The sequence below is a fragment of the Promicromonospora sp. NPDC057138 genome, from assembly GCF_042670845.1.
Classification (GTDB): domain Bacteria; phylum Actinomycetota; class Actinomycetes; order Actinomycetales; family Cellulomonadaceae; genus Promicromonospora.
In genome coordinates this window covers 14,741-33,781 of the sequence record NZ_JBHUUX010000005.1, presented here as the reverse complement: position 1 = coordinate 33,781, position 19,041 = coordinate 14,741, and the positions used below count along the sequence as shown (strand labels likewise).

17 protein-coding genes and 1 tRNA gene are annotated in these 19,041 nt (G+C 69.8%); 9 read left to right on the top strand and 9 right to left on the bottom strand.

Annotation, left to right across the window (positions count from 1 at the left end; genetic code table 11):
• Positions 1 to 74 precede the first annotated feature (74 nt).
• The 4 genes from ACFT2C_RS05065 to ACFT2C_RS05050 all read left to right on the top strand — a co-directional run bounded on the left by ACFT2C_RS05065 (position 75) and on the right by ACFT2C_RS05050 (position 3,338).
• On the top strand, positions 75 to 557 hold the full coding sequence (locus tag ACFT2C_RS05065; protein ID WP_377205919.1) for a single-stranded DNA-binding protein: 483 nt from the start codon (positions 75 to 77) through the stop codon (positions 555 to 557).
• 15 nt (positions 558 to 572) lie between these two features.
• Positions 573 to 1,403 carry a hypothetical protein gene (locus tag ACFT2C_RS05060; RefSeq protein WP_377205918.1) on the top strand — a complete coding sequence of 277 codons (831 nt, stop codon included), beginning with the start codon at positions 573 to 575 and terminating at the stop codon, positions 1,401 to 1,403.
• On the top strand, positions 1,403 to 2,533 hold the full coding sequence (locus ACFT2C_RS05055; protein WP_377205917.1) for a hypothetical protein: 1,131 nt from the start codon (positions 1,403 to 1,405) through the stop codon (positions 2,531 to 2,533). Before ACFT2C_RS05060 ends, ACFT2C_RS05055 begins: the two co-directional genes overlap by 1 nt.
• Positions 2,534 to 2,696: 163 nt before the next feature.
• The gene (locus ACFT2C_RS05050) at positions 2,697 to 3,338 is read left to right on the top strand and encodes a hypothetical protein (protein WP_377205916.1); all 642 of its coding nucleotides are present in this window, start codon (positions 2,697 to 2,699) and stop codon (positions 3,336 to 3,338) included.
• 40 nt (positions 3,339 to 3,378) lie between these two features.
• Here ACFT2C_RS05050 and ACFT2C_RS05045 read toward each other — a convergent pair whose 3' ends face one another.
• Positions 3,379 to 4,317, bottom strand: coding sequence for a restriction endonuclease (locus ACFT2C_RS05045; RefSeq protein ID WP_377205915.1), 939 nt, complete (start codon positions 4,315 to 4,317; stop codon positions 3,379 to 3,381).
• 197 nt (positions 4,318 to 4,514) lie between these two features.
• On the opposite strand from ACFT2C_RS05045, the gene ACFT2C_RS05040 reads away from it, so the two are divergent.
• Positions 4,515 to 4,934, top strand: a complete 420-nt coding sequence (locus tag ACFT2C_RS05040; RefSeq protein WP_377205914.1) for a hypothetical protein — start codon at positions 4,515 to 4,517, stop codon at positions 4,932 to 4,934.
• 73 nt (positions 4,935 to 5,007) lie between these two features.
• On the opposite strand, the gene ACFT2C_RS05035 is transcribed toward ACFT2C_RS05040, so the two are convergent.
• The 3 genes from ACFT2C_RS05035 to ACFT2C_RS05025 form a co-directional block, all read right to left on the bottom strand.
• A complete protein-coding gene (locus ACFT2C_RS05035; RefSeq protein WP_377205913.1) occupies positions 5,008 to 6,192 on the bottom strand; it encodes a tyrosine-type recombinase/integrase in 1,185 nt (394 codons plus the stop codon).
• A gap of 259 nt (positions 6,193 to 6,451) precedes the next feature.
• Positions 6,452 to 6,694 carry a helix-turn-helix domain-containing protein gene (locus tag ACFT2C_RS05030; RefSeq protein ID WP_377205912.1) on the bottom strand — a complete coding sequence of 81 codons (243 nt, stop codon included), beginning with the start codon at positions 6,692 to 6,694 and terminating at the stop codon, positions 6,452 to 6,454.
• 184 nt (positions 6,695 to 6,878) lie between these two features.
• Positions 6,879 to 6,952 (bottom strand) — tRNA-Met (locus ACFT2C_RS05025).
• Positions 6,953 to 7,063: 111 nt separating this feature from the next.
• On the opposite strand from ACFT2C_RS05025, the gene ACFT2C_RS05020 reads away from it, so the two are divergent.
• Positions 7,064 to 7,894, top strand: coding sequence for a nicotianamine synthase family protein (locus ACFT2C_RS05020; protein WP_377205911.1), 831 nt, complete (start codon positions 7,064 to 7,066; stop codon positions 7,892 to 7,894).
• 101 nt (positions 7,895 to 7,995) lie between these two features.
• On the opposite strand, the gene ACFT2C_RS05015 is transcribed toward ACFT2C_RS05020, so the two are convergent.
• Both ACFT2C_RS05015 and ACFT2C_RS05010 read right to left on the bottom strand, forming a co-directional pair.
• Entirely contained in the window at positions 7,996 to 11,010 is a 3,015-nt protein-coding gene (locus ACFT2C_RS05015; protein ID WP_377205910.1) for a UPF0182 family protein, read from the bottom strand.
• A gap of 134 nt (positions 11,011 to 11,144) precedes the next feature.
• On the bottom strand, positions 11,145 to 12,254 hold the full coding sequence (locus ACFT2C_RS05010) for a PDZ domain-containing protein (protein WP_377206073.1): 1,110 nt from the start codon (positions 12,252 to 12,254) through the stop codon (positions 11,145 to 11,147).
• A 173-nt stretch (positions 12,255 to 12,427) separates the two neighbouring features.
• Here ACFT2C_RS05010 and ACFT2C_RS05005 point away from each other — a divergent pair, with 173 nt between their 5' ends.
• Positions 12,428 to 12,970: a SprT-like domain-containing protein gene (locus tag ACFT2C_RS05005; protein ID WP_377205909.1), complete on the top strand. Its 543-nt coding sequence runs from the start codon at positions 12,428 to 12,430 to the stop codon at positions 12,968 to 12,970.
• Between the two features lie 8 nt (positions 12,971 to 12,978).
• On the opposite strand, the gene ACFT2C_RS05000 is transcribed toward ACFT2C_RS05005, so the two are convergent.
• Positions 12,979 to 14,415: a zinc-dependent metalloprotease gene (locus ACFT2C_RS05000; protein ID WP_377205908.1), complete on the bottom strand. Its 1,437-nt coding sequence runs from the start codon at positions 14,413 to 14,415 to the stop codon at positions 12,979 to 12,981.
• Positions 14,416 to 14,567: 152 nt separating this feature from the next.
• Here ACFT2C_RS05000 and ACFT2C_RS04995 point away from each other — a divergent pair, with 152 nt between their 5' ends.
• Positions 14,568 to 15,623: a TOMM precursor leader peptide-binding protein gene (locus ACFT2C_RS04995; protein ID WP_377205907.1), complete on the top strand. Its 1,056-nt coding sequence runs from the start codon at positions 14,568 to 14,570 to the stop codon at positions 15,621 to 15,623.
• A gap of 79 nt (positions 15,624 to 15,702) precedes the next feature.
• On the opposite strand, the gene ACFT2C_RS04990 is transcribed toward ACFT2C_RS04995, so the two are convergent.
• Both ACFT2C_RS04990 and ACFT2C_RS04985 read right to left on the bottom strand, forming a co-directional pair.
• On the bottom strand, positions 15,703 to 16,068 hold the full coding sequence (locus tag ACFT2C_RS04990) for a WhiB family transcriptional regulator (RefSeq protein ID WP_377205906.1): 366 nt from the start codon (positions 16,066 to 16,068) through the stop codon (positions 15,703 to 15,705).
• 563 nt (positions 16,069 to 16,631) lie between these two features.
• Entirely contained in the window at positions 16,632 to 18,647 is a 2,016-nt protein-coding gene (locus ACFT2C_RS04985; protein WP_377205905.1) for an ATP-dependent helicase, read from the bottom strand.
• Positions 18,648 to 18,735: 88 nt separating this feature from the next.
• Between ACFT2C_RS04985 and ACFT2C_RS04980 the strand changes: the two genes are divergently transcribed.
• Positions 18,736 to 19,017, top strand: coding sequence for a mycoredoxin (locus tag ACFT2C_RS04980; protein ID WP_377205904.1), 282 nt, complete (start codon positions 18,736 to 18,738; stop codon positions 19,015 to 19,017).
• Positions 19,018 to 19,041 lie beyond the last annotated feature (24 nt).

Sequence of the window (19,041 nt, the reverse complement as noted above, 5' to 3'; positions counted from 1 at the left end):
CGCCGGGCCCGGCAGCGCACCTGTCATTCAGCACCCCGCCACGCCGGCGGGGGCTGACCGACAGGGAGCCTCCCATGACGTCCCCCACCATGCCCTCTTCGACGATCCCCACGTCCGTCAGCCTGGAGGGCCGGCTGGCCGCCGACCCCGTCCTGCAGCACACCCGGGCCGGCCGGTCGTTCGTCCGGGTGCGGGTACAGGCCGATCCCGTCCCGGTCCCGCTGGAGGACGGCCAGTTCGCAGACCTCCCGGCGGTGCCGTGCGATCTGGTCGTGTTCGGCAAGGCCGCCGACCGGATGACAACCCGGTTCCGGTTCGGCGACCGGTTCGTCGCCTCCGGGCGCGTGAAGACCACCAGCGACGGGACCTGGTTCGTGGCCCGCCGCATCGGGCACGACGCCGCCCGCACCACCTACCGCGTCACCCGGGCCCGCCGCGCTGGTCGCAGGGTGACGAGCACGGACAAGGCCGGCGACAACTCGCCCGCGGGGCAACTGTCCGAGCAGGACCAGCCGATCGTCGCCGGCCGAATCGTGCCCGCGACCAGGACCGCGTGAAGGGAGCTCACAGCGATGGACGAGAACCGCACCAACACACCGGACGACACCCAGCACAACGCACCCACGCACGACCCCGCCCAACCCGCTCTGGCGGACGAGTCGATGCTCGACGACTTCGTTAACAACGCGTTCATGCTGCCCAGCGACGTCGAGGCCCTGGACGAGGACTTCGACAGCCCCGACGAGAGCACCGACAACAGCGGGGACGACGACCCTCCCGACGACGAGGACCCCTTCGCCCTACCAGCAGGCTTTGGCGCTACGTCCGGGTACCGCCCGGGACGACCAGCCGTACCGAGCTTGCCGCTTCGACCGATGAACCTGAACCTCCTGTCCTCGTTTGAGGCGAGCCTGTACTGGCGGGACCTGGACACCTGGGTGACCTGGATGCGGCGCGACTACGGGCTCGGAGTCACGGTGATCCCGCCGCTGTGGCACCGGCACGCCGAGCTGCGGTGGGAGCTGTCAGCCCTGCACACCGCGTGGCTGGCCGCCTACGACCCCAAAGCATCGGCCTCCGCCCCGATCACCTGGCACCGCGAGCTGGTCGAGGCGAAGGACCGGCTGCTGCACTGGGTCTCCGTCTGCGGAACCGGACTGAACGATGACCGCCCGACCCCGATCACCCTGTGGCCCGGTGAGACCGGGTTCGGCTCCCAGGAGACCTGGGACTCCGACGCCGTCCGCCCCCGCACCTTCACCGACCGGGCTGCGGACTTCGAGGCATGGGTCGCCCAGGACATCGCCGCCCGGCGCGCGGTCGAGGACCGGGTCCGGTCCGAGGTTCGCCGCCCCGTGCCCGGCACCATGCCACGACTCCGGACCGATTCGGGGAGGTCATGATGTTCGACGACGAGACCGAACGCTTCCTCGACGACGCGTTCGGGGATGACGAGCACGCCAAGGCCGCCGCGCGCGCGGACGTCGCCGCGATGCACGATCACCGCGCCGCGGACGCCACCGCCGCCCACGATCTGATCGCCCACCACGTCTGGAAGACGCTGCGCGCCCTAGGCATCTACGAGGGGAGATTCCTTGCCCTCGGCACGGACCCGGAAGTACTGGCAGGGCTGCCGCCCTCCGAACGCCGCCTCGATCCGGGCCAGGCGAACGGCTTCACGGGGCAGATCCCCGCCGGTCGCGATCTCCCCGCGTCCTGGCCGCATCACGGAACGGTCCTACGGGTCATGGACGAGGACACCTTCCACGACGAGCACGACGCCGTGATCGGCGTCGCCCCGTACGTCGACGTCGCCCTGCACCGCCCCGGCATCACCGAACAACGCCAGCTCACCCAGACCGTCGGAGTGGTCTCGATGCTGGAAGCCACAGAACCCGGCGGGTTCACCGTCGCCTTGGTGTCCCAGGAACTGCTCGACGACCCCGACCCGCAGTTTCGCCAGTACATCGCCCACCTGGGCGAACTCGCCGGTGCGGTACGCCTCCCCGCCGGCGCCCTGCGCACCGATCCGGGCAACGACGGCTGCGTCGACATACTCGTCCTGCGCCGCCACTTCGGAGCACCCCGCCACCCGCACACCTTCTTGCGGTCCCTGGCCTACGAACGCAACGGGCTCCAGGCTCATCTCAACGATTATTACCTCGAACACCCTGAACAGATCCTCGGCGAGCCCACGATCCAGCAGACCATCTGGTCGCCCGCCGAGCTCACCGTCCAGCCCTCCGGCGCGAGGCTCAAGCACGACCTCGCCGCAGGAATGTCGGCCATCGTCACCTACGCGCGCGAGGCCGGGCTCACCGCTGACACCCTCGCGTCGCCCCGGGAGGCATACGAGGCCAACCTGGATGCCCCGATCAGGTACGTCCCTGTGGACCTGCCCGGAGACACCCACGTCGTCGACCTGAATGCGGCCCGCGACCGGATCAACCAGCTCCGCGCAACCCAGCGAGCCCCGGACTCCGAGAACGGCCCGCCGCGGCCGGGCGGCACGAAGCCCGGTCCGGGCATGTGACCGCAGACCGTCCGGACACGCAGCTCACGCAGGACCCACCCGCCGCTGCGCTCCATCTGTCGCGGCTCGGCCGCGCCGCACCCGGGGACCACCGGCAACAAGAGGTCGGGGCGGCAGGGCTCAGCGGTGGAGGTGCGCCGGCGAGCCTTGGAGACTTGCCCCCATGAGCCCGTCAGAGAGGGTCGTCCTTCCGGACCCGTCGTCGCTCGACGGCCTGTCCGACCACTGCACGCCAGCTCACGCCCGGCGCCTTCGGCTGCCGGTGCTGCGGACCATCTCCTCGGCCACCGGGGCAATGGTGGTATCGATGTTCGCGCTGATCGTCGCGGCGTTCGCGTACTCCCACGGCTGGCCGGCGGCGATCGTCGCCGGGGCCGCTTACAGCCTGCTGGTCGTCGTCCTTGTCGCGCACGTCATACAAACCGCCGTCCCGGCGCGACGTCCACGGCTCCACCCACGGCGGACAACCTACGTGCTGCAGGGCGGGACTGCGGCCATCGAGGCCCGGGCCACCGGCCCGGGCCGAGGTGTCGTGGAGCTGTCCAACCACGCCAAGCTGCCCGGGACCTCCTCGGACACCGTCCGCACGATGCGACGAACCCTGATCACCGCGCTCCTCCACACCAATCCGCGAACCGCACTCCGGGTAACGACCCGGGTTCCCGCGCTCGCGCAGCTGTATGCCGAGGACTTCGATGTCGTCGCTGAGCAACTCGGCCTGGGCCGGCGCAGTGTCACGCAGCCAGTGCGTGCGTGGGAACGCGTGATCGGGTTGCGGACCGAAGTGTTGCTGGGCCCGGAATAGCGACCGTGCGGCCTGGGGACGTCACATTGTGCACCAAGGCCTACAGAGTTCCGGAGGAGCGAGAGGACCACTCGGCGTTGGAGCGCAGAAATTCGGTGTCCACAGCTTCTTGCCACAGCTGCTGGCCTGATTGCAGTAGATCGATGACAGTCGCCCGGTGTGCGGGATCAAGCCAATTGGTCAGCGCTTCGGCCTCTTCTCTCGTAACAAGATCTCTACTGCCTTGAGGCCGACCACGCTCAAGCAATGCTTCATAGAGATCGGTCGCCGGCTGCACTCGTGGCAGTCCAGCCTCTCGGGCGACACGGTCTGCCTCGATCGGAACGCGTAGCCCCTCAACATCGAGGTCACCGAAATACGAGATCCGCTCGACAAGCGAGTCCTCAATGGAGCGGACCATCGCGGGGAAGAGCCCACCGGACCCGTACCCTACAAATCCGATGCTTCCTGGGTTTCCAAGCAACACATCACGGGTAGCGTCGAAAGACACTGGATTCTCCAGAACGAGGAGCGTTCTTCCTGGGCCTACCCGCTCCATCTTGAAACGCTGAGATAAGTTCCACGCCCCGGCCATGGTTACCCTCCGCTGAGTCAAAAACATCTCGCGCGAGACAGTCCTTAAATGGATCTTTGGAAACCGAGACCCCTCAGCTCGCTGTGCTGCTGGCCTCGTGAACCCCGAGGTCGAAAATATTACGCCGGTACCTACGTTGATGTCTTGGAGCTTACCTATAAACGCTTCGACCACATCGATCATGACCGACTCCTTGAGATGTTTACACTCAATGGCGATCGCAACCGGGTATTCAGCAAGAGTGCCTGTCACAAGGACGTCAATCTGGCGCTGGGTTCGACTCAGGTCACCGAGCAAACGCGCATCGTGCTCAACGCGAGCCCCGGAGCCGAGGTCCTGGATAAGTTCTGCGACTCCTTGCTCAAACAACCGCCACGTAGGCGGGTTGTCGCGGAGCTTTCCCATGGCATCGGAGCATAACGGCATCGGGCTCGCACTCCGACGTTACGACCTGGCACGTATCCCCGACGGCGTCCTCAGATGGCGCTGGATGCCTACATGTCGATGCGGGTGCCTGCGACGACCGTTCGTGGCTTCTGACGGCGCGGTTCCGGTCGGACACCTGTCAGTGTCACGTTCCCGCCGAGACCCAGGAGCCGGCCATGCTGACCTATACCAACCCGCAGCACACCGCCGAGGACGCCGCCGAGGCCATGCGGAACCTAGTGTTCGCGACCCGCAGCTTCGCGGACCCGTGCGACACGTACTGGGTGGTGTCCGACCTGGCAGCCACAGCCCGCCGCATGGAACAGGTCGCAATCCAGGTCGCCGCAGCACACCGCCAGAACCTGCACCTGGCCCACGACCAAACCGCCTCCACCGCCGTCGGAGGAGTCAAAGCGCTCACCGCAGCGGCGCATCTGCGCCGGGTCGCCGATCTGCTACGGCAGGCGCACACGCGCCTGGACCTGGCGGCGAAGCACTCCGGTGCCATCGCCTGGTACGACACGGTGCCAGCCACTGGTGACAGGGCGCGCGGCCAGGTTCGTCGGAGTCGACGTTCCGCTCCCTCCGAAGAGTGATGTGCCCAGTCCGGCAAGCGTGACGAGGGGACGGTTCGGAGTGCCCCGCCCCCTCGCCATGAATCGCTGGGATCTACGTTGCCTTAGGTGCCAGAGATTCCAGGATCTCGGCGGTCCGGCCACTCACGTTCTCGTCCTTCTCGATGTAGTGCAGCTTCGTGATGTCAGACGAGGTGTGACCCAACAGCTCGGCCGCAAGGTCCGCACCTGCAGATCGCTCGATCGTCGTGGCTACGGTGCGGCGGAAGGAATGCGGCGTCACCCAGCCAAGTCCGGTGTCCTTCAGAATCTCGCGAAGGCGCCGTCGCACATTGTTGGTCGTCAGTGGTGTCCCGTTGCGGGTCTGGAAGATCAGCCCGTCGGGCCGAGCATCGGCAACCTCGACAAGGCGCCGCCGCAACGCCTCGGCGGTGTACGACGGGACCGCAAGGCGCCGTACCGATGCACGAGACTTCGGATGAGGCTGACGATAGGTCGGCTTCCCTTTAAGGGAGACGATCGTTCCGCTGATCCGGATCGTCGCCGGCATGGAGGTCACGTCCACGTCGCACTTGCGCAGTGCCAGCACCTCGCCGATCCGCGCCGAGGATCCAATCATCACTTCGATGATCGCTTCTAGCTGCCCATCAGGCTTCGGGCCCGAAAGGCCCTCCTGACGACGCCAGCCTCTGACTGCTGCACGCACCACCTCGAGTTCTGCATGTGTCAAAGCCCTTGCCTCAGCGTGCGAGCGCTTGAGCCGCTTCACGCCCGCCACGGGGTTGCGTTCGATCGCTTCGTACCGCACCGCCAGACCGAGAGCGAGGCTTAGGACCGTCTTGGCCTGCTTAGCCATGCTGTGGCTTCGTGTCTTGGCGAGCGACCGCAGGAACCGGTCGACGCGAGCGACCGTGACCTCACGCAGGGTGTACCCCTCGAACGCCGGGAGGACCAGCTTGCTCATGTTGCGCTCGTAGAGAGCACGTGTGTTCGGCGCAAGCTCGCCGTCCAGGTCGAGGTCCTCCAACCAGACGTCGACGAGCTCGCCGAACTTGCTGCCCGGACCCAGGTCACCGACTCGCGAGGAGACCCTGCCGCGCTGGGCGAGCTTCACCTTGAGCTTTGTCTCTGCGGCCTTCGCAGTCTCGGCACTGGCCTCGACCAATCGAAGGTGCCCGTCGACGTCACGGAACTTCGTGCGGGCACGATAGTTGCCGCTCTGGAGCTTCGCGGTGTAGATGTCGCCGAAGGTGCCGATCGGGATGCGCTGCCTAGCCATGGCTCATCACCGACCCTCCGGCAGCTGCCCAGGCCGCGCCTCGCGCTGCTGGGCCAGCCAGGTCTGCGCCGCGCTGGGCAAGCATCACCTTGAGCTTTGTCTCTGCGGCCTTCACAGTCTCGGCACTGGCCTCGACCAATCGAAGGTGTCCGTCCACGTCACGGAACTTCGTCCGTGCGCGAAAGTTGCCGCTCCGGAGCTTCGAGGTGTAGATGTCACCGAAGGTGCCGATCGGGATGCGCTGCCTAGCCATGGCTCATCACCGACTCTCCGGCGGCTGCCCCGGCTGCGACTCGCGCTGCTCGGAGAGCCAGGCCCGCACGTCGCTGACGGCGTATCGCAGGTGCTTGCCTACCCATACGCCGCAGGGCCCCTTCCCTGCGGTGCGCCAGTCGCGCACCGTCGAGACCGGAATGCCGAGATAGGCGGCAAGGTCCTCGGCCGTCAGGAGTGGTTCCAGACCACCCGACGGAACAGATGTGGGAGTTGTGTTCGTGTCCATGCTCGTCAGGGGCAACGGCCCATCCGACGGAACCTGGGGTAACCCGCGCCAACTCTGGACGGGTACGACGCAACCTCGCTGAGAGCGCCCTGGGGTGCTCAAAGAGGTGCCAATGGGGTGGGAGGGTCAAGTCTCCAGAAACCTTTCAGGCCCGGGATTCCGTAGAATCCCGGGCCTGACTTTGTAGCGGGGGCAGGATTTGAACCTGCGACCTCTGGGTTATGAGCCCAGCGAGCTACCGAACTGCTCCACCCCGCGGCGGTAACCCCTACTTTACGCACCCCTGGGAGCGATACGCAAACCGGGTCGGGCGGTAGAGACGCAGGTCACAGGCAATCGAACCGATCCGGCCGTGGAACGATCGTCCCCATGACGACGGAGCTGACCGATACCGCCGTGACCGCCGACCGGATCGTCCACCTCATCGACCAGCTTGCCACCCTGCCTCACCTGCGACCGGATCCCCGCACGAACGCCCTGTTCGGCGACCTGGTACAGGCGGTCCTCGCGGCGCCCGACCGCCAGGCCGACGCCGTGCTGACGCATCCGGAGGTCAGCAGCCGCAGGGCAGCCGTCCGCGAGCTGTCCGCGCGCGGCGAGACCGCTCTGGAGCATGCCTGGGCGGAGCGCATATGTTCCGCGCCCGACCCGCGGGCCGCGCTCGCCGCGTTCCCCTACCTCGACAACTACGACCGGCTCACGGCCCTCGAGGTCCACGTGCTCACCCACTCGAGCGGCGCGCGCTCGGGCAGGACGCCGACGTCGGTCGCCGTCCTCGGCTGCGGGCCGCTTCCGCTCAGCACGCTCGGGTACGCCGACGCGCTCGGCTGTCCCGTCGTCGGCCTGGACCGCGACCCGGCGGCGGTCGCCCTCGCGCGACGGGTCGCGGCACGGGTCGGGACCGCGGGGGTCCGGTTCGAGCAGGCCGACGCCGCCAACGTCGCCCTCGCGGGGTACGACGCCGTGGTGCTCGCGGCGCTGGTGGGCGAGACGCCGTCGGCCAAGGCGGCGATCCTGGACCGGATCGCGGGCGCCATGCGGCCGGGGGCCATGCTCCTCGCGCGCAGCGCGCGCGGGCTGCGCACCCTCCTGTACCCGCCCGTGGACCTGAGCGCGATGACCGGGTTCGAGGTGCTGGAGGTGGTGCACCCCACCGACGACGTCATCAACTCGGTGGTGGTCGCCCGCCGGCTCGGCTGAGGGCCGCGCCCAACGGCCGGCCCGAGTAAAGAAGGGCTCCCCGGTGCGAACACCAGGGAGCCCTTGCCGACGCTTACCGCGCGCTCAGCGCGCGGCGGGCGTCACCCCGCCGAGCCCTCCTGCGCCTGCTCGGCGGCTATGGCGTCCTCGAGCGCCTGCTGCAGGCGGTCCTGCGCGTCGCCGTAGGCGGCCCAGTCACCCTCCCGCTGCGCCGCGTTGGCGTCCTCCATGGCCTGGGCCGCGTCCTGCAGCGCCGCGTCGAGCTCGCTGCTCGGCGCCCCGCCCGTGCCCGGCTCCGTGCTGGGCTCACCGCTCGGCGCGGGCGTGGGCTGTGTGCCCGGCTCGCCCTCACCGGTGGGCGGGGCAGTCGGCGCCTCGTCCTGGGCGGTACCCGCATCGCCGGCCTGGGCGCCCGAGTTGCCGCCGAACACCTGGTCCAGCGCCTCGTCGAGCGTGTCGGCGAAGCCGATGTCGTCACCGAACGCGACCAGCACCTTGCGCAGCAGCGGGAACTGCGTGCCGCCGGTCGACTGGATGTACACCGGCTGCACGTACAGCAGACCGCCGCCCACGGGAAGGGTGAGCTGGTTGCCGCGGCGCACCGTCGACGCACCAATCTCCAGGATGTTCAGCTGCTCGGAGATCGTCGGGTTCGAGTCGAAGTTGTTCTGCACCTGGCCGGGGCCGGGCACGGTCGTATCTCGTGGGAGCTCCAGCAGGCGTAGCTTGCCGTAGTCCTCGGATCTGGTCCCGTCCTTGTTCCCGGCATCGGCATCCACGGCGAGGAAGCCGGTGAGGACCTCGCGGTCCGTGTTACCGCCCGGGATGAAGGTCGACGTGAGAGAGAACGACGGGTCGTCCTGGCCCGGCATCTTCAGCGTCAGGTAGTACGGCGGCTGCAGCGGCGGGGGCGAGGTCTCCGACGTCGGGTCGGTCGGGTTGTTCCAGAAGTCCTGGCCCGAGAAGAACTCGGCCGAGTCCGTCACGTGGTACTGGCTGAGCAGGGTGCGCTGCACCTTGAACAGGTCCTCCGGGTACCGCAGGTGGCTCATCAGGTCGCCGGAGATCTCCTCCATCGGCTTGACCGACCCCGGGAAGACGTTGGTCCAGGCCTTGAGGATCGGGTCGTCGGCGTCCCACGCGTACAGGTCGACCGAGCCGTCGTAGGCGTCGACGGTGGCCTTGACCGAGTTGCGGATGTAGTTGACCTCCTCCGGCAGCGCGACGGGAGCGCCCTGCTGCGTGGTGAGGGTGTCGGCCACCGCCTCGTCGAGCGGCGTCGACGACGAGTAGGGGACGGCGTCGCTGGTGGTGTACGCGTCGACTATCCACTTCACGCGGCCGTCCACGACCGCCGGGTAGACCCGGTTGTCGAGGGTGAGCCAGGGGGCGACCTTGCTGACGCGCTGCTGCGGGTCGCGGTCGTACAGGATCTGCGACTCGCTGGTCACGCGGTCGGAGAACAGGAGCTGCTCCTCGCCGAACTTCAGCGCGTACAGCAGCTTGCTGCCGAACGGGCCGACGCTCGGCCCGGCGTCACCGGTGAAGGTCGTGTTGACCTGGCCGCCGTCCTCCGCGTCGTCCGCCTGGTAGTCGAGCTCCCACGGCTTGGTGCCATCGGGCGCCCCCACTATCGAGTAGGTGTCGGTGCTGGGGCTGAAGTAGATGCGCGGCTCGTACTTGCCTTCCATGTCGGTGATGGCGCCCTGGGACGGGATGCCACCCTCGAAGAAGGCCGGCCGGCCGTCCGGGCCGGGCTGGTTGCCATACGCGGCGACGACGCCGTAGCCGTGCGTGTACACGGTGTGGTCGTTGACCCAGTTGCGCTGGTCCTGGCCGAGGCCGTCGAGGTTGAGCTCGCGCACCGCGATCACGGTGTCGCGGGACTTGCCGTCGATGTCGTACTTGTCGACCGAGAGGGAGTCGTTGAAGTTGTAGTACTGCTTGTTCTGCTGGAGCTGGCGGAACGACGGCGACACGACCTGCGGGTCCAGCAGGCGGATCGACGCGGCGGTGTCGGCGTCCGACCGCAGCGCGCCTTCCTCGGCCTGGGTCGTGGCGTCGTACTGCTCCTTCTCGACGCTGTCGATGTCGAACGCCGACAACGTCGCGTCGATGTTGCGCTGGATGTACTCGGCCTCCAGCTCCTGCGCGTTCGGGTTCACCTGGAAGCGCTGCACGACGGCGGGGTAGATGCCGCCGATGGCGATGGCGGACACGACCATGAGGCCGACGCCGATCGCCGGCAGGCGCCAGTCGCCGCGGAACGCCGTGACGATGAACAGCGCGGCGACGAAGATCGCGACCACGGTGAGGATGCCCTTGGCGGGGATCACAGCGTGCACGTCGGAGTACGAGGCGCCGTCGAACCGGTCGCCTGCGTTCGTCAGGATCGAATACCGGTCGAGCCAGTAGTTGGCGGCGAAGAGCAGCAGGAGCACCGCGCCGACGATGGCCAGGTGGACGCGCGCGGCGGTGGTGGTCCGGGGACCGCCGGCCGCGGCGGGCCCGACCCGGAGCCCGCCGTACAGGTAGTGCGTGATCAGCCCGGCGATGCCCGCGATGATCACCACCGAGATCAGGAACCCGACGGTGAACCGCAGCGCGGGCAGCAGGAAGACGAAGAACCCGAGATCCATGCCGAACTGCGGGTCGTTCTGACCGAAGGGCTCGCTGTTGAACGCCAGCAGCACCGTGCGCCACTGCGCCGAGGCCGCGACGCCGGCGAAGAATCCGACGAGGACCGGCGCGGCGATCATCACCACCCGGCGCAGGGGCTCGACGGCCTCGCGGTACTGGTCGAGCGTCGCCTGCTCGGGCGTGCTCGGCGCGTAGATGGGGCGCGACCGGTAGGCCGCGGTGAACGACCAGAACACCGCCCCGCCCATGATCAGGAAGCCGGCGGCGAACAGGGCCGCGCGCATGCCCCACTCGGTCCAGATCACCCGGGAGAACCCGACCTGGCCGAACCACATCACCTCGGTCCAGAACTGGGCGAGGAGGAGCAGGGCTGCGATCACGATGGCGACCGCGACGATCGCCACCCCCAACGGACTGCGTCGTCGGGCTCGGGAGGCGCCGCCGGAAGGGCGGCGAGGTGCTGCGGCGAAGGACACGACTGCGTTACCTCACGTCATCAAATGGTTGGGCCGTACCCAGGTGGAACGGCCAGGCTCTGCTCAAGGTTCCCGACACAAGGTTCCCACATCCTCCAGATGTGCAACACAGGGTCAACAAGTGGGCGGGCAGGTCACGGACACGTCGGCAGGTCTGCACCGTCGCCCCGCCCGATCTGCTCGACGGCGTCGCGCGCCTCGGCCAGAGTCGCCACCTTGACCACGTTCAGCCCGGCGGGCACGTTGCCGACGACCTGGTCGCAGTTGCCCGCCGGGGCGAGGAACCATTCGGCGTCGTCCCGGACGGCGCCGTACAGCTTCTGCTCGATGCCGCCGATCGGTCCCACGGTGCCCTCGGGGCTCATCGTGCCGGTGCCGGCGATGATCTTGCCGTTCGCCTCGTCCTCGGGGGTGAGCTTGTCGATGATGCCGAGCGCGAACATGGTGCCGGCACTGGGCCCGCCGATGTTCTCGATCTCGATGGAGACGTCAACGGGGAAGTCGTAGTGCGGGTCGATGAAGACGCCGAGCACCGCCCGCTCCCCGTTGCCCGAGGTGGTGACGTCGACGTCCATCCGGCGCTGGCCGCGCTGCACGCCGAGCGTCACGCTGTCGCCCGGGTTCGTCTCCGCGAGCCCGTCGATCAGGTCCGCGTAGGTGCCGACGGGCTCGCCCTGGAACGCGTCGATGACGTCGCCCTTCTCGAGCTTGCCCTCGGCACCGGAGCCCGGCTCCGTCCCTTCGACGTCGAGGACGGCGGGCACGTCGTACCCGATCTCCGTCAACGCGGCCGCCGTGGCCGACTCCTGCGACGTGACCATCTCGGCCTGGCTGACCTCCTGCTGCTCCTCCTGGGTGGTCGCCTCGGGGAAGATCGCCTCCACCGGGAGCACCGAGCGCCGCGGGTCGAGCCAGCCCTGGATCACCTGCCCCGACATCATCGGGTAGCCGGGCCCGCCCAGCACGGAGACCGTCGTCAGGCGGAGCTGGCCCGTGGACTCGTAGGTGCGCGCGCCCTCGATCTGGATGAGGTTCCGCTCCAGCGTGTCCTCGGTCGGCCCGGGCGAGCGCATCGCGTACGGCGTGGGTACCACGAGCGCCACCGCGGCCAGGACGGCTGTCGCCAGCAAGGACACACCCAGCGTCACCGTGCGGCGCGTGATCGGTGCGACCTCGGGCCGCTCCGTGCCGGGCCCAGGCTCGAACGGCGACGGCTCGGGGTGGGCATGCTGGCGGTCGCGCATATCGGTCACCGGCCTATCATTCCTCACTTGACTGAGGGTTCCGTGAAAGCTGCCCGACGGCGGCGCGGGTACCCGTTCGCATCCCGGCAACCAATACGCCGTCGTGCAAAGAATTTCCACTCGAACGGTGTGTTATACCCCACGTCGCGCCGATAACACGCTACGGTCGTTCCGTGGCCCACGACGCCTTGACGTCCGTGGAGGTGCGCCGGAGCCGCCGTCGCACCGCCACGGTGAGCGCATATCGCGACGGTGGACGAACCATCGTCGCGATTCCGGCGCGCTTCTCTCGGGCTCAGGAACGAGAGTGGGTGGCCAAGATGGTAGCCCGGCTCGAGGACAAGGAACGGCGCCGCCGTCCGTCCGACCAGGAGCTGATGGACCGCGCCTGCGAGCTCTCCGCCAAGTATCTCGACGGCACGGCCCTGCCGTCGAGCGTGCGGTGGTCGTCGAACCAGGGCCGGCGCTGGGGGTCGTGCACGCTGCTGGACGGCTCCATCCGCATCTCCACCCGGGTCCAGGGCATGCCGTCCTGGGTGCTCGACTACGTGCTGCTGCACGAGCTCGCGCACCTGCTGCACGCAGGCCACGGCCCGGAGTTCTGGAAGATCCTCGAGGTCTACCCCAGGACCGACCGGGCGCGCGGGTTCCTCGAGGGCGCGTCGTTCTCGCAGGACGACCCGGGGCAGCTCACGTCCGACGACGAGGACGACTGAGGCCGGGACTACTTGGCCTGGCCGGTGGGGCCGTCGGTGGGCTCGTCCGTGGGGCCCTCCTCCTCGCCGAAGATCTCCGCGAGCGCCGCGTCCACGTCGGCGTGCTCGGTCTCCGCGGCCTCGCGGCGCACCAGGTAGCCCGACGGGTCGTCGAGGTCCCGGGTGCCGGGCAGCAGGTCGGGGTGGTCCCACACGGCGTCGCGCCCCGCTGTGCCCTGGGCGCGGGCCACTATCGAGAACAGGGTCGCGGCGTCGCGCGACCGGCGCGGCCGCAGCTCCAGGCCGACCAGGGTCGAGAACGTCTGCTCGGCGGGACCGCCGGCGGCGCGGCGGCGGCGGATCATCTCGCGCAGCGGGATGGCGTGCGGGATGTGCGGCAGCGCGGCGACGGCGCTGACCTCGTCGACCCAGCCCTCGACCAGTGCGAGCGTGGTCTCCAGGTTGAGGAGCACTGCCTTCTGCTCGTCCGTGTTCTGCAGCCCGAACACCCCACCGGACAGGGCGCTGCGCAGCGCGTCGGAGTCGGCGAGGTCGATGTCGCGCACCTGCGCCTCGAGCGCGTCGAGGTCGATGGTGATGCCGCGCGCGTAGCGCTCCACTATCGACAGCAGGTGCGACCGGAGCCACGGGACGTGGGTGAACAGCCGGGCGTGCGCGGCCTCGCGGACCGCGAGGAACTGCCGCACCTCCTCGAGCGGGGCGTCCAGTCCGTCGGCGAACGCGGCCACGTTGGTGGGCAGCAGCACCGTGTCGGGGCTGTCGAGCAGCGGCAGACCGACGTCGGTGGCGCCGAACACCTCGCGCGAGAGCGTGCCCGCGGCCTGGCCGACCTGCATGCCGAACACCGCAGAGCCGAGCCTGCGCATCATCTGGGCCGGGTCGATCGAGCCGCCGAGGCCGTGCAGCACGCCGGCGGGCATCCCGGGGATGGCCTCGCCGTCGTCGATGCCCTCGGGGAGCTGGTCGCGCAGCACGGTGGCCAGCGCGTCGGAGACTGAGGAGGCGACGGGCGCCGCGAGCTCGTTCCACACGGGGAGCGTGGCCTCGACCCACTCGGACCGGTTCCACGCGTGCCTCGTCCCGCCCGCGGGCGGGAGGTCGGTGACCGCGTCGAGCCAGAGCTCCGCCACGGCCAGCGCGTCGGTGGCGTCCTTGGCCTGCTTGCCCGTCAGCGAGGGGTCGCCCTCGCTGACCGCCACCTGGCGCGCGACGTCGTGCGCGACGTCCGCGTTGACCGGTCCGGTGCCCTCGGCCGAGAGCATCTTCTGCACCTGGGCCAGCGCGTACTGCATCATCACGGGGTCGGGCTGTCCGCCGAGGGCGGTCGGGTCGATGCCCCGTTCGCGCATCTCGGCCATCACTTCGTCTGCGCCGTCGCCGAGCATGGAGCGCAGCATCTCCTCCCACGACTGGGGAGTATCGCCGGGCTGGTGCTGGTCGCTCATAGTGTCACCGTAACCGGGTCGGCAAGCGGTGCGCCGTCCATTTGGCTATCGGCGCACACGGGAACTTCCGGTCCGCGCGATGCTTTGGATATACCTCTGGAACTGTGGACGAGCGCCTGGGGCGGGCGACGCCGTCGGGCAAGGTTGTCGGCATGACGCGCGCTCCCCTTCTCCGGCTGCGGCCCGGCACGCCCGTGCTCAGCCGCGGCGGCGGCCAGATGCAGTGCGGATCCGACCCGCGGTGGTCCTTCGTGCTGTCGGGTCTCACGCCGGCCGAGGAGACGTGGCTCGAGGAGATCGCCGAACGGCGGCACGTGACGGTCGAGCAGTCGGCGGCGCGCTGCGGCGTGCCGGCGGAGCGGCGCGACGAGATCATGACCGCCCTGTTCCGCGCGGGCGTGCTGGTCCCGGTGCCGGGGACGGTGGGGGCGGTGACCGCCCCGGCCGACGGCGCCGCCGACGCGACGGTCCTCGGCATGCTGCGGCCCGACGGCGCGGGACTCGCCACGCTCGCCGACCGGGCGCAGCGGGCGGTGGGCGTGGTCGGCCTCGGGCGGCTGGGGACGGCCGTCGCGCTGCATCTCGCGACGGCGGGGGTCGGCGGTCTGGTGCTGCACGACCCGCTGCCGGTGCAGGTCACCGACGTCGGGCTGGGCGGGCTGCGCCCCGTCGACGTCGGACAGGCCCGCGACTGCGCCGTGCGGTCGCTCCTCGCCGAGCGTTCGCCGCGGGTGGCCGTCCGGGTGGACGACAGCGGGGCGGGCGGTCCGGGGCTCGACCCGACCGATCTCGACGTCGTGGTCGTCACCGAGCCGCATGCCGCGCACCCGGCGCGGTACCAGCGGCTCCTCGGCCTCGGGGTGCCGCACCTGCCGGTGGTGGTGCGGGAGGCCGACATGGTGGTGGGCCCGTTCGTCCGGCCGGGCCGGTCGGCGTGCGTGAGCTGCGTGGACCTCGCGCGCGCCGACGCCGACCGGGAGTGGCCGGCGCTCGCCGCGCAGCTCCGCAAGACGCCGGAGCCGACGCACGAGGCGACGCTCGCCGCCGTGGCAGCGGCGACGGCCGCGGGCCAGGTGCTCGCCCAGCTGGACGGGCACCGGCCCGCGGCCGTCGGTGCGTGCCTGGAGATCTCTCTCCCGGCGGGACTCCCCCGAGCTCACCCGGCGGACCCACACCCGCGCTGCGGATGCGTGGCCCTCCCGGCCTGACGCCTGCCGCGTTGAGTGCGGGCTATTTGTTGTTCGAGACCGGCTGGCTCAACAAATAGCCCGCACTCAACGATGCGGGTCAGGCGGCGGCGACGTTCTCCGACTTGCGCGGCCGGCCACGGCCACGCTTGCGGGCAACGACGACGCCGTCCACGAACACCTCGCCGCCCCAGACACCCCAGGGCTCGTTGCGCTCGAGGGCGCCGGCGAGGCAGCCCTCCATCAGGGGGCACGTGCGGCAGAGCGCCTTGGCCTGCTCCACCTGCGTGCTGTGCTCGGCGAACCACAGCTCCGGGTCGTTGGTACGGCACGGCAGCAGCGTGTCCATCAGTCGGTTGAACTCCGCCGAGTCCGAACCGGTCCCGCTCGTGGCGGGGTGTTGAGGCGGGTCCCAGGGGCCCGAGCCGCCCTGGGGAAGAGTGTCGAGGAGCGCAGTGAGGCGCACGGTTGTCTCCTGTGTCCTGTATGGATGCACGTCGTCGGTGAACGTTCGGGGAACAGGACCCCGGGCTAGATCCCTGCCGGCCGGCCCTCGTGGGGTCGGTCTTCCGGACAAGAATTAAAGGCCGCGGGTCCTAGGTGGACTCCGCGGCCTGGATCTCTTCGGTCGTTAGACCGGCGAGTCTCCTGGAGATGCGGAGTCGGGTGCGAGAGCGGACGGCTTGTTGCCTCCGCGGTGAGTGCGCGCGCGGAAAGACAGAGCTGCGCCGGTAGCCGGGACGGGCTCGTAGCCGAGCACGTGCTTGCACACCTGCAGATCCGTCTGCGGAATCATGTTCATCTCCAATGCACCCACCTCCTCACTCGAATCCGGGCCAGACCTTCTCGGCCTCGCCCACTGCTGTCAGGGACGTATGAACACTATGCCGGGCCGCCGTGGCGAGCCAACTCTTTTTCCAAACTTTCTTGAGAATCTTTTCGTCAGTCCCGCGACGGCTCCCTGGACAGCCATCCCGGGCGGCCCCGGATCCCCCGAAAGTTCCCTCGCCCGACCACCTGAAAGACCGTTCAGGAACCCGGTGCACTCGACACGATCGCGAGAATCGTGGCGCCGTACTTGTCGATCTTCGCGGGCCCGATGCCGTTCACGCGAGCAAGTTCGGCTATGCCCGAAGGTCGGATCTCGGCGATGGCCGCCAGCGTGGCGTCGGTGAGCACCGTGTAGGCGGGCTTGTCCGTCTCCCGGGCCACCTCGAGCCGCCAGTCGCGCAGGGCGTCGAAGAGCGCGACGTCGTGCTCGCCCGTCAGCAGCGCGCGGGCCTGGTCCTTCTGCACGGCGCGGGCCCGGGGCGCGCGGGCGTCGTCGGGCCAGAGCCCGTCGAGGAACCGGGTGCGCTTGCGCGTGGCGCGCCCGCCCGGGTTCCGCGAGCGCCCGAACGACACCTCCAGGTGCTCGCGCGCGCGGGTGATGCCCACGTACAGCAGCCGGCGCTCCTCGTGGACCGCGTCGTCGGTCTCGGCGAGCGAGATGGGCATGAGGCCCTCGCTCATCCCCGCGAGGAAGACGGCGTCCCACTCCAGACCCTTCGCGGCGTGCAGCGAGGCGAGCGTGACGCCCTCGACCGTGGGCGCGTGCTGCGCGGCGGCGCGCTCGTCGAGCTCGGCGACGAGCGCGGCGATCGTCGCGGGGTCCTCCGGGGTCCCGGCTGCCGCCAGGTCGTCGGCGAGCGAGACGAGTGCCTGCATCGCGTCCCAGCGCTCCCGGGCGGCGCCGCGCGCGGCTGGGGGCTGGTCGGCCCAGCCGGCGGCGGCGAGGATGTCGCGCACCTGGTCCGGCATGGGCAGCTCCGGGTCCGCGGAGCGGGCGGCGCCGCGCAGCAGCACTATCGCGTCGCGCACCTCCTTGCGCTGGAAGAACCGCTGGCCGCCGCGCACCAGGTAGCCCACGCCGGCGTCGGCGAACGCGGCCTCGAAGGCCTCCGACTGGGCGTTGGTGCGGTACAGCACGGCGATCTCGCTCGGCTTGACGCCCGACGTGATCAGGCGCGCGGCCCGGGTGGCGACGCCCTTGGCCTCGGCCTCGTCGTCGTCGTACGCCATGAAGGTGACGGGCGGGCCGGGCTTGCGCTGCGCTATGAGCTCCAGCGCCTGGTGCGCCCCGCCGCCGCGACCCGCGCGCTTCAGCACCTGGTTGGCGAGGTTCACGACCTGGGGCGTGGAGCGGTAGTCGCGCACGAGGCGGACCTCCTGCGCCTCCGGGTAGGTGCGCCGGAACTGAAGGAGGTGGCGCGGGGAGGCGCCGGTGAAGGAGTAGATGGTCTGCGACGGGTCGCCGACCACGCACAGCTCCTTGCGCCCGCCGAGCCACTGGTCCAGCAGGAACTGCTGCAGCGGCGAGACGTCCTGGTACTCGTCCACGACGAAGTGCCGGTACTGCGAGCGGACCTCGTCGGCGACGATCTTGTGGCTGTTCAGCATGTCCGCGAGCATGAGGAGCACGTCTTCGAAGTCGATGACGCCCCGCTCGGTCTTCACGTCCTCGTACGCCGTGATGAGGCGGGACACCGTCTGGGTGTCGTAGCCCGACGGCGCCTCGCGGCCGGTCGCGAGCACCGCCTTCTCGTAGTCGTCGGCCGTGACGAGCGAGACCTTCGCCCACTCGACCTCGCTGCTCAGGTCGCGGACGGCCACCCGGTCGACGCTGAGGCCGAGGCGCCGCGCCGCCTCCGCGACGAGCTGCGCCTTGTACTCCTGCAGGCGCGGCGGTGCGCCGCCCACGACGCGTGGCCAGAAGTAGCCGAGCTGGCGCAGCGCGGCGGAGTGGAACGTGCGGGCCTGCACCCCCTGGACGCCGAGCTCGCGCAGCCGCGTGCGCATCTCCCCCGCCGCGCGGGCCGTGAACGTCACGGCCAGCACGCTGGTCGGCTTGTACGCGCCGATGCGGACGCCGTACGCGATGCGGTGCGTGAGGGCGCGCGTCTTGCCCGTGCCCGCGCCGGCGAGCACCACCACCGGCCCGTTGAGCGCGAGGGCCACCTCGCGCTGCTCGGGGTCCAGGGCGGTCAGGATCGCGTCGGGGCTCATCGGTCCAGGATGATTCGAACCGTCGGCTGAGTTGGTCTGGGTGAGCATCGTCTGCGATTCTCGCAGCACCCACTGACAAGGAGCACAGATGTCCGAGTCGACCACGTCGTTCCCCACGCCGGCCCCCGCGGACGGCACGGTCCTGATGTACTCGACCACCTGGTGCGGCTACTGCCGTCGGCTGCGCACGCAGCTCGACTCGGAGGGCATCGACTACACGGTCATCGACATCGAGCAGCACCCGGCGGCCGCCGCGTACGTGGAGCAGGTCAACGGCGGCAACCAGACGGTTCCGACGGTGGTGTACCCGGACGGTTCGGCAGCGACCAACCCGAGCCTCGCCCAGGTGAAGCAGGCCTTGGCGGTCTGACCCAGGCCCCCGCCTGCCGGCGCC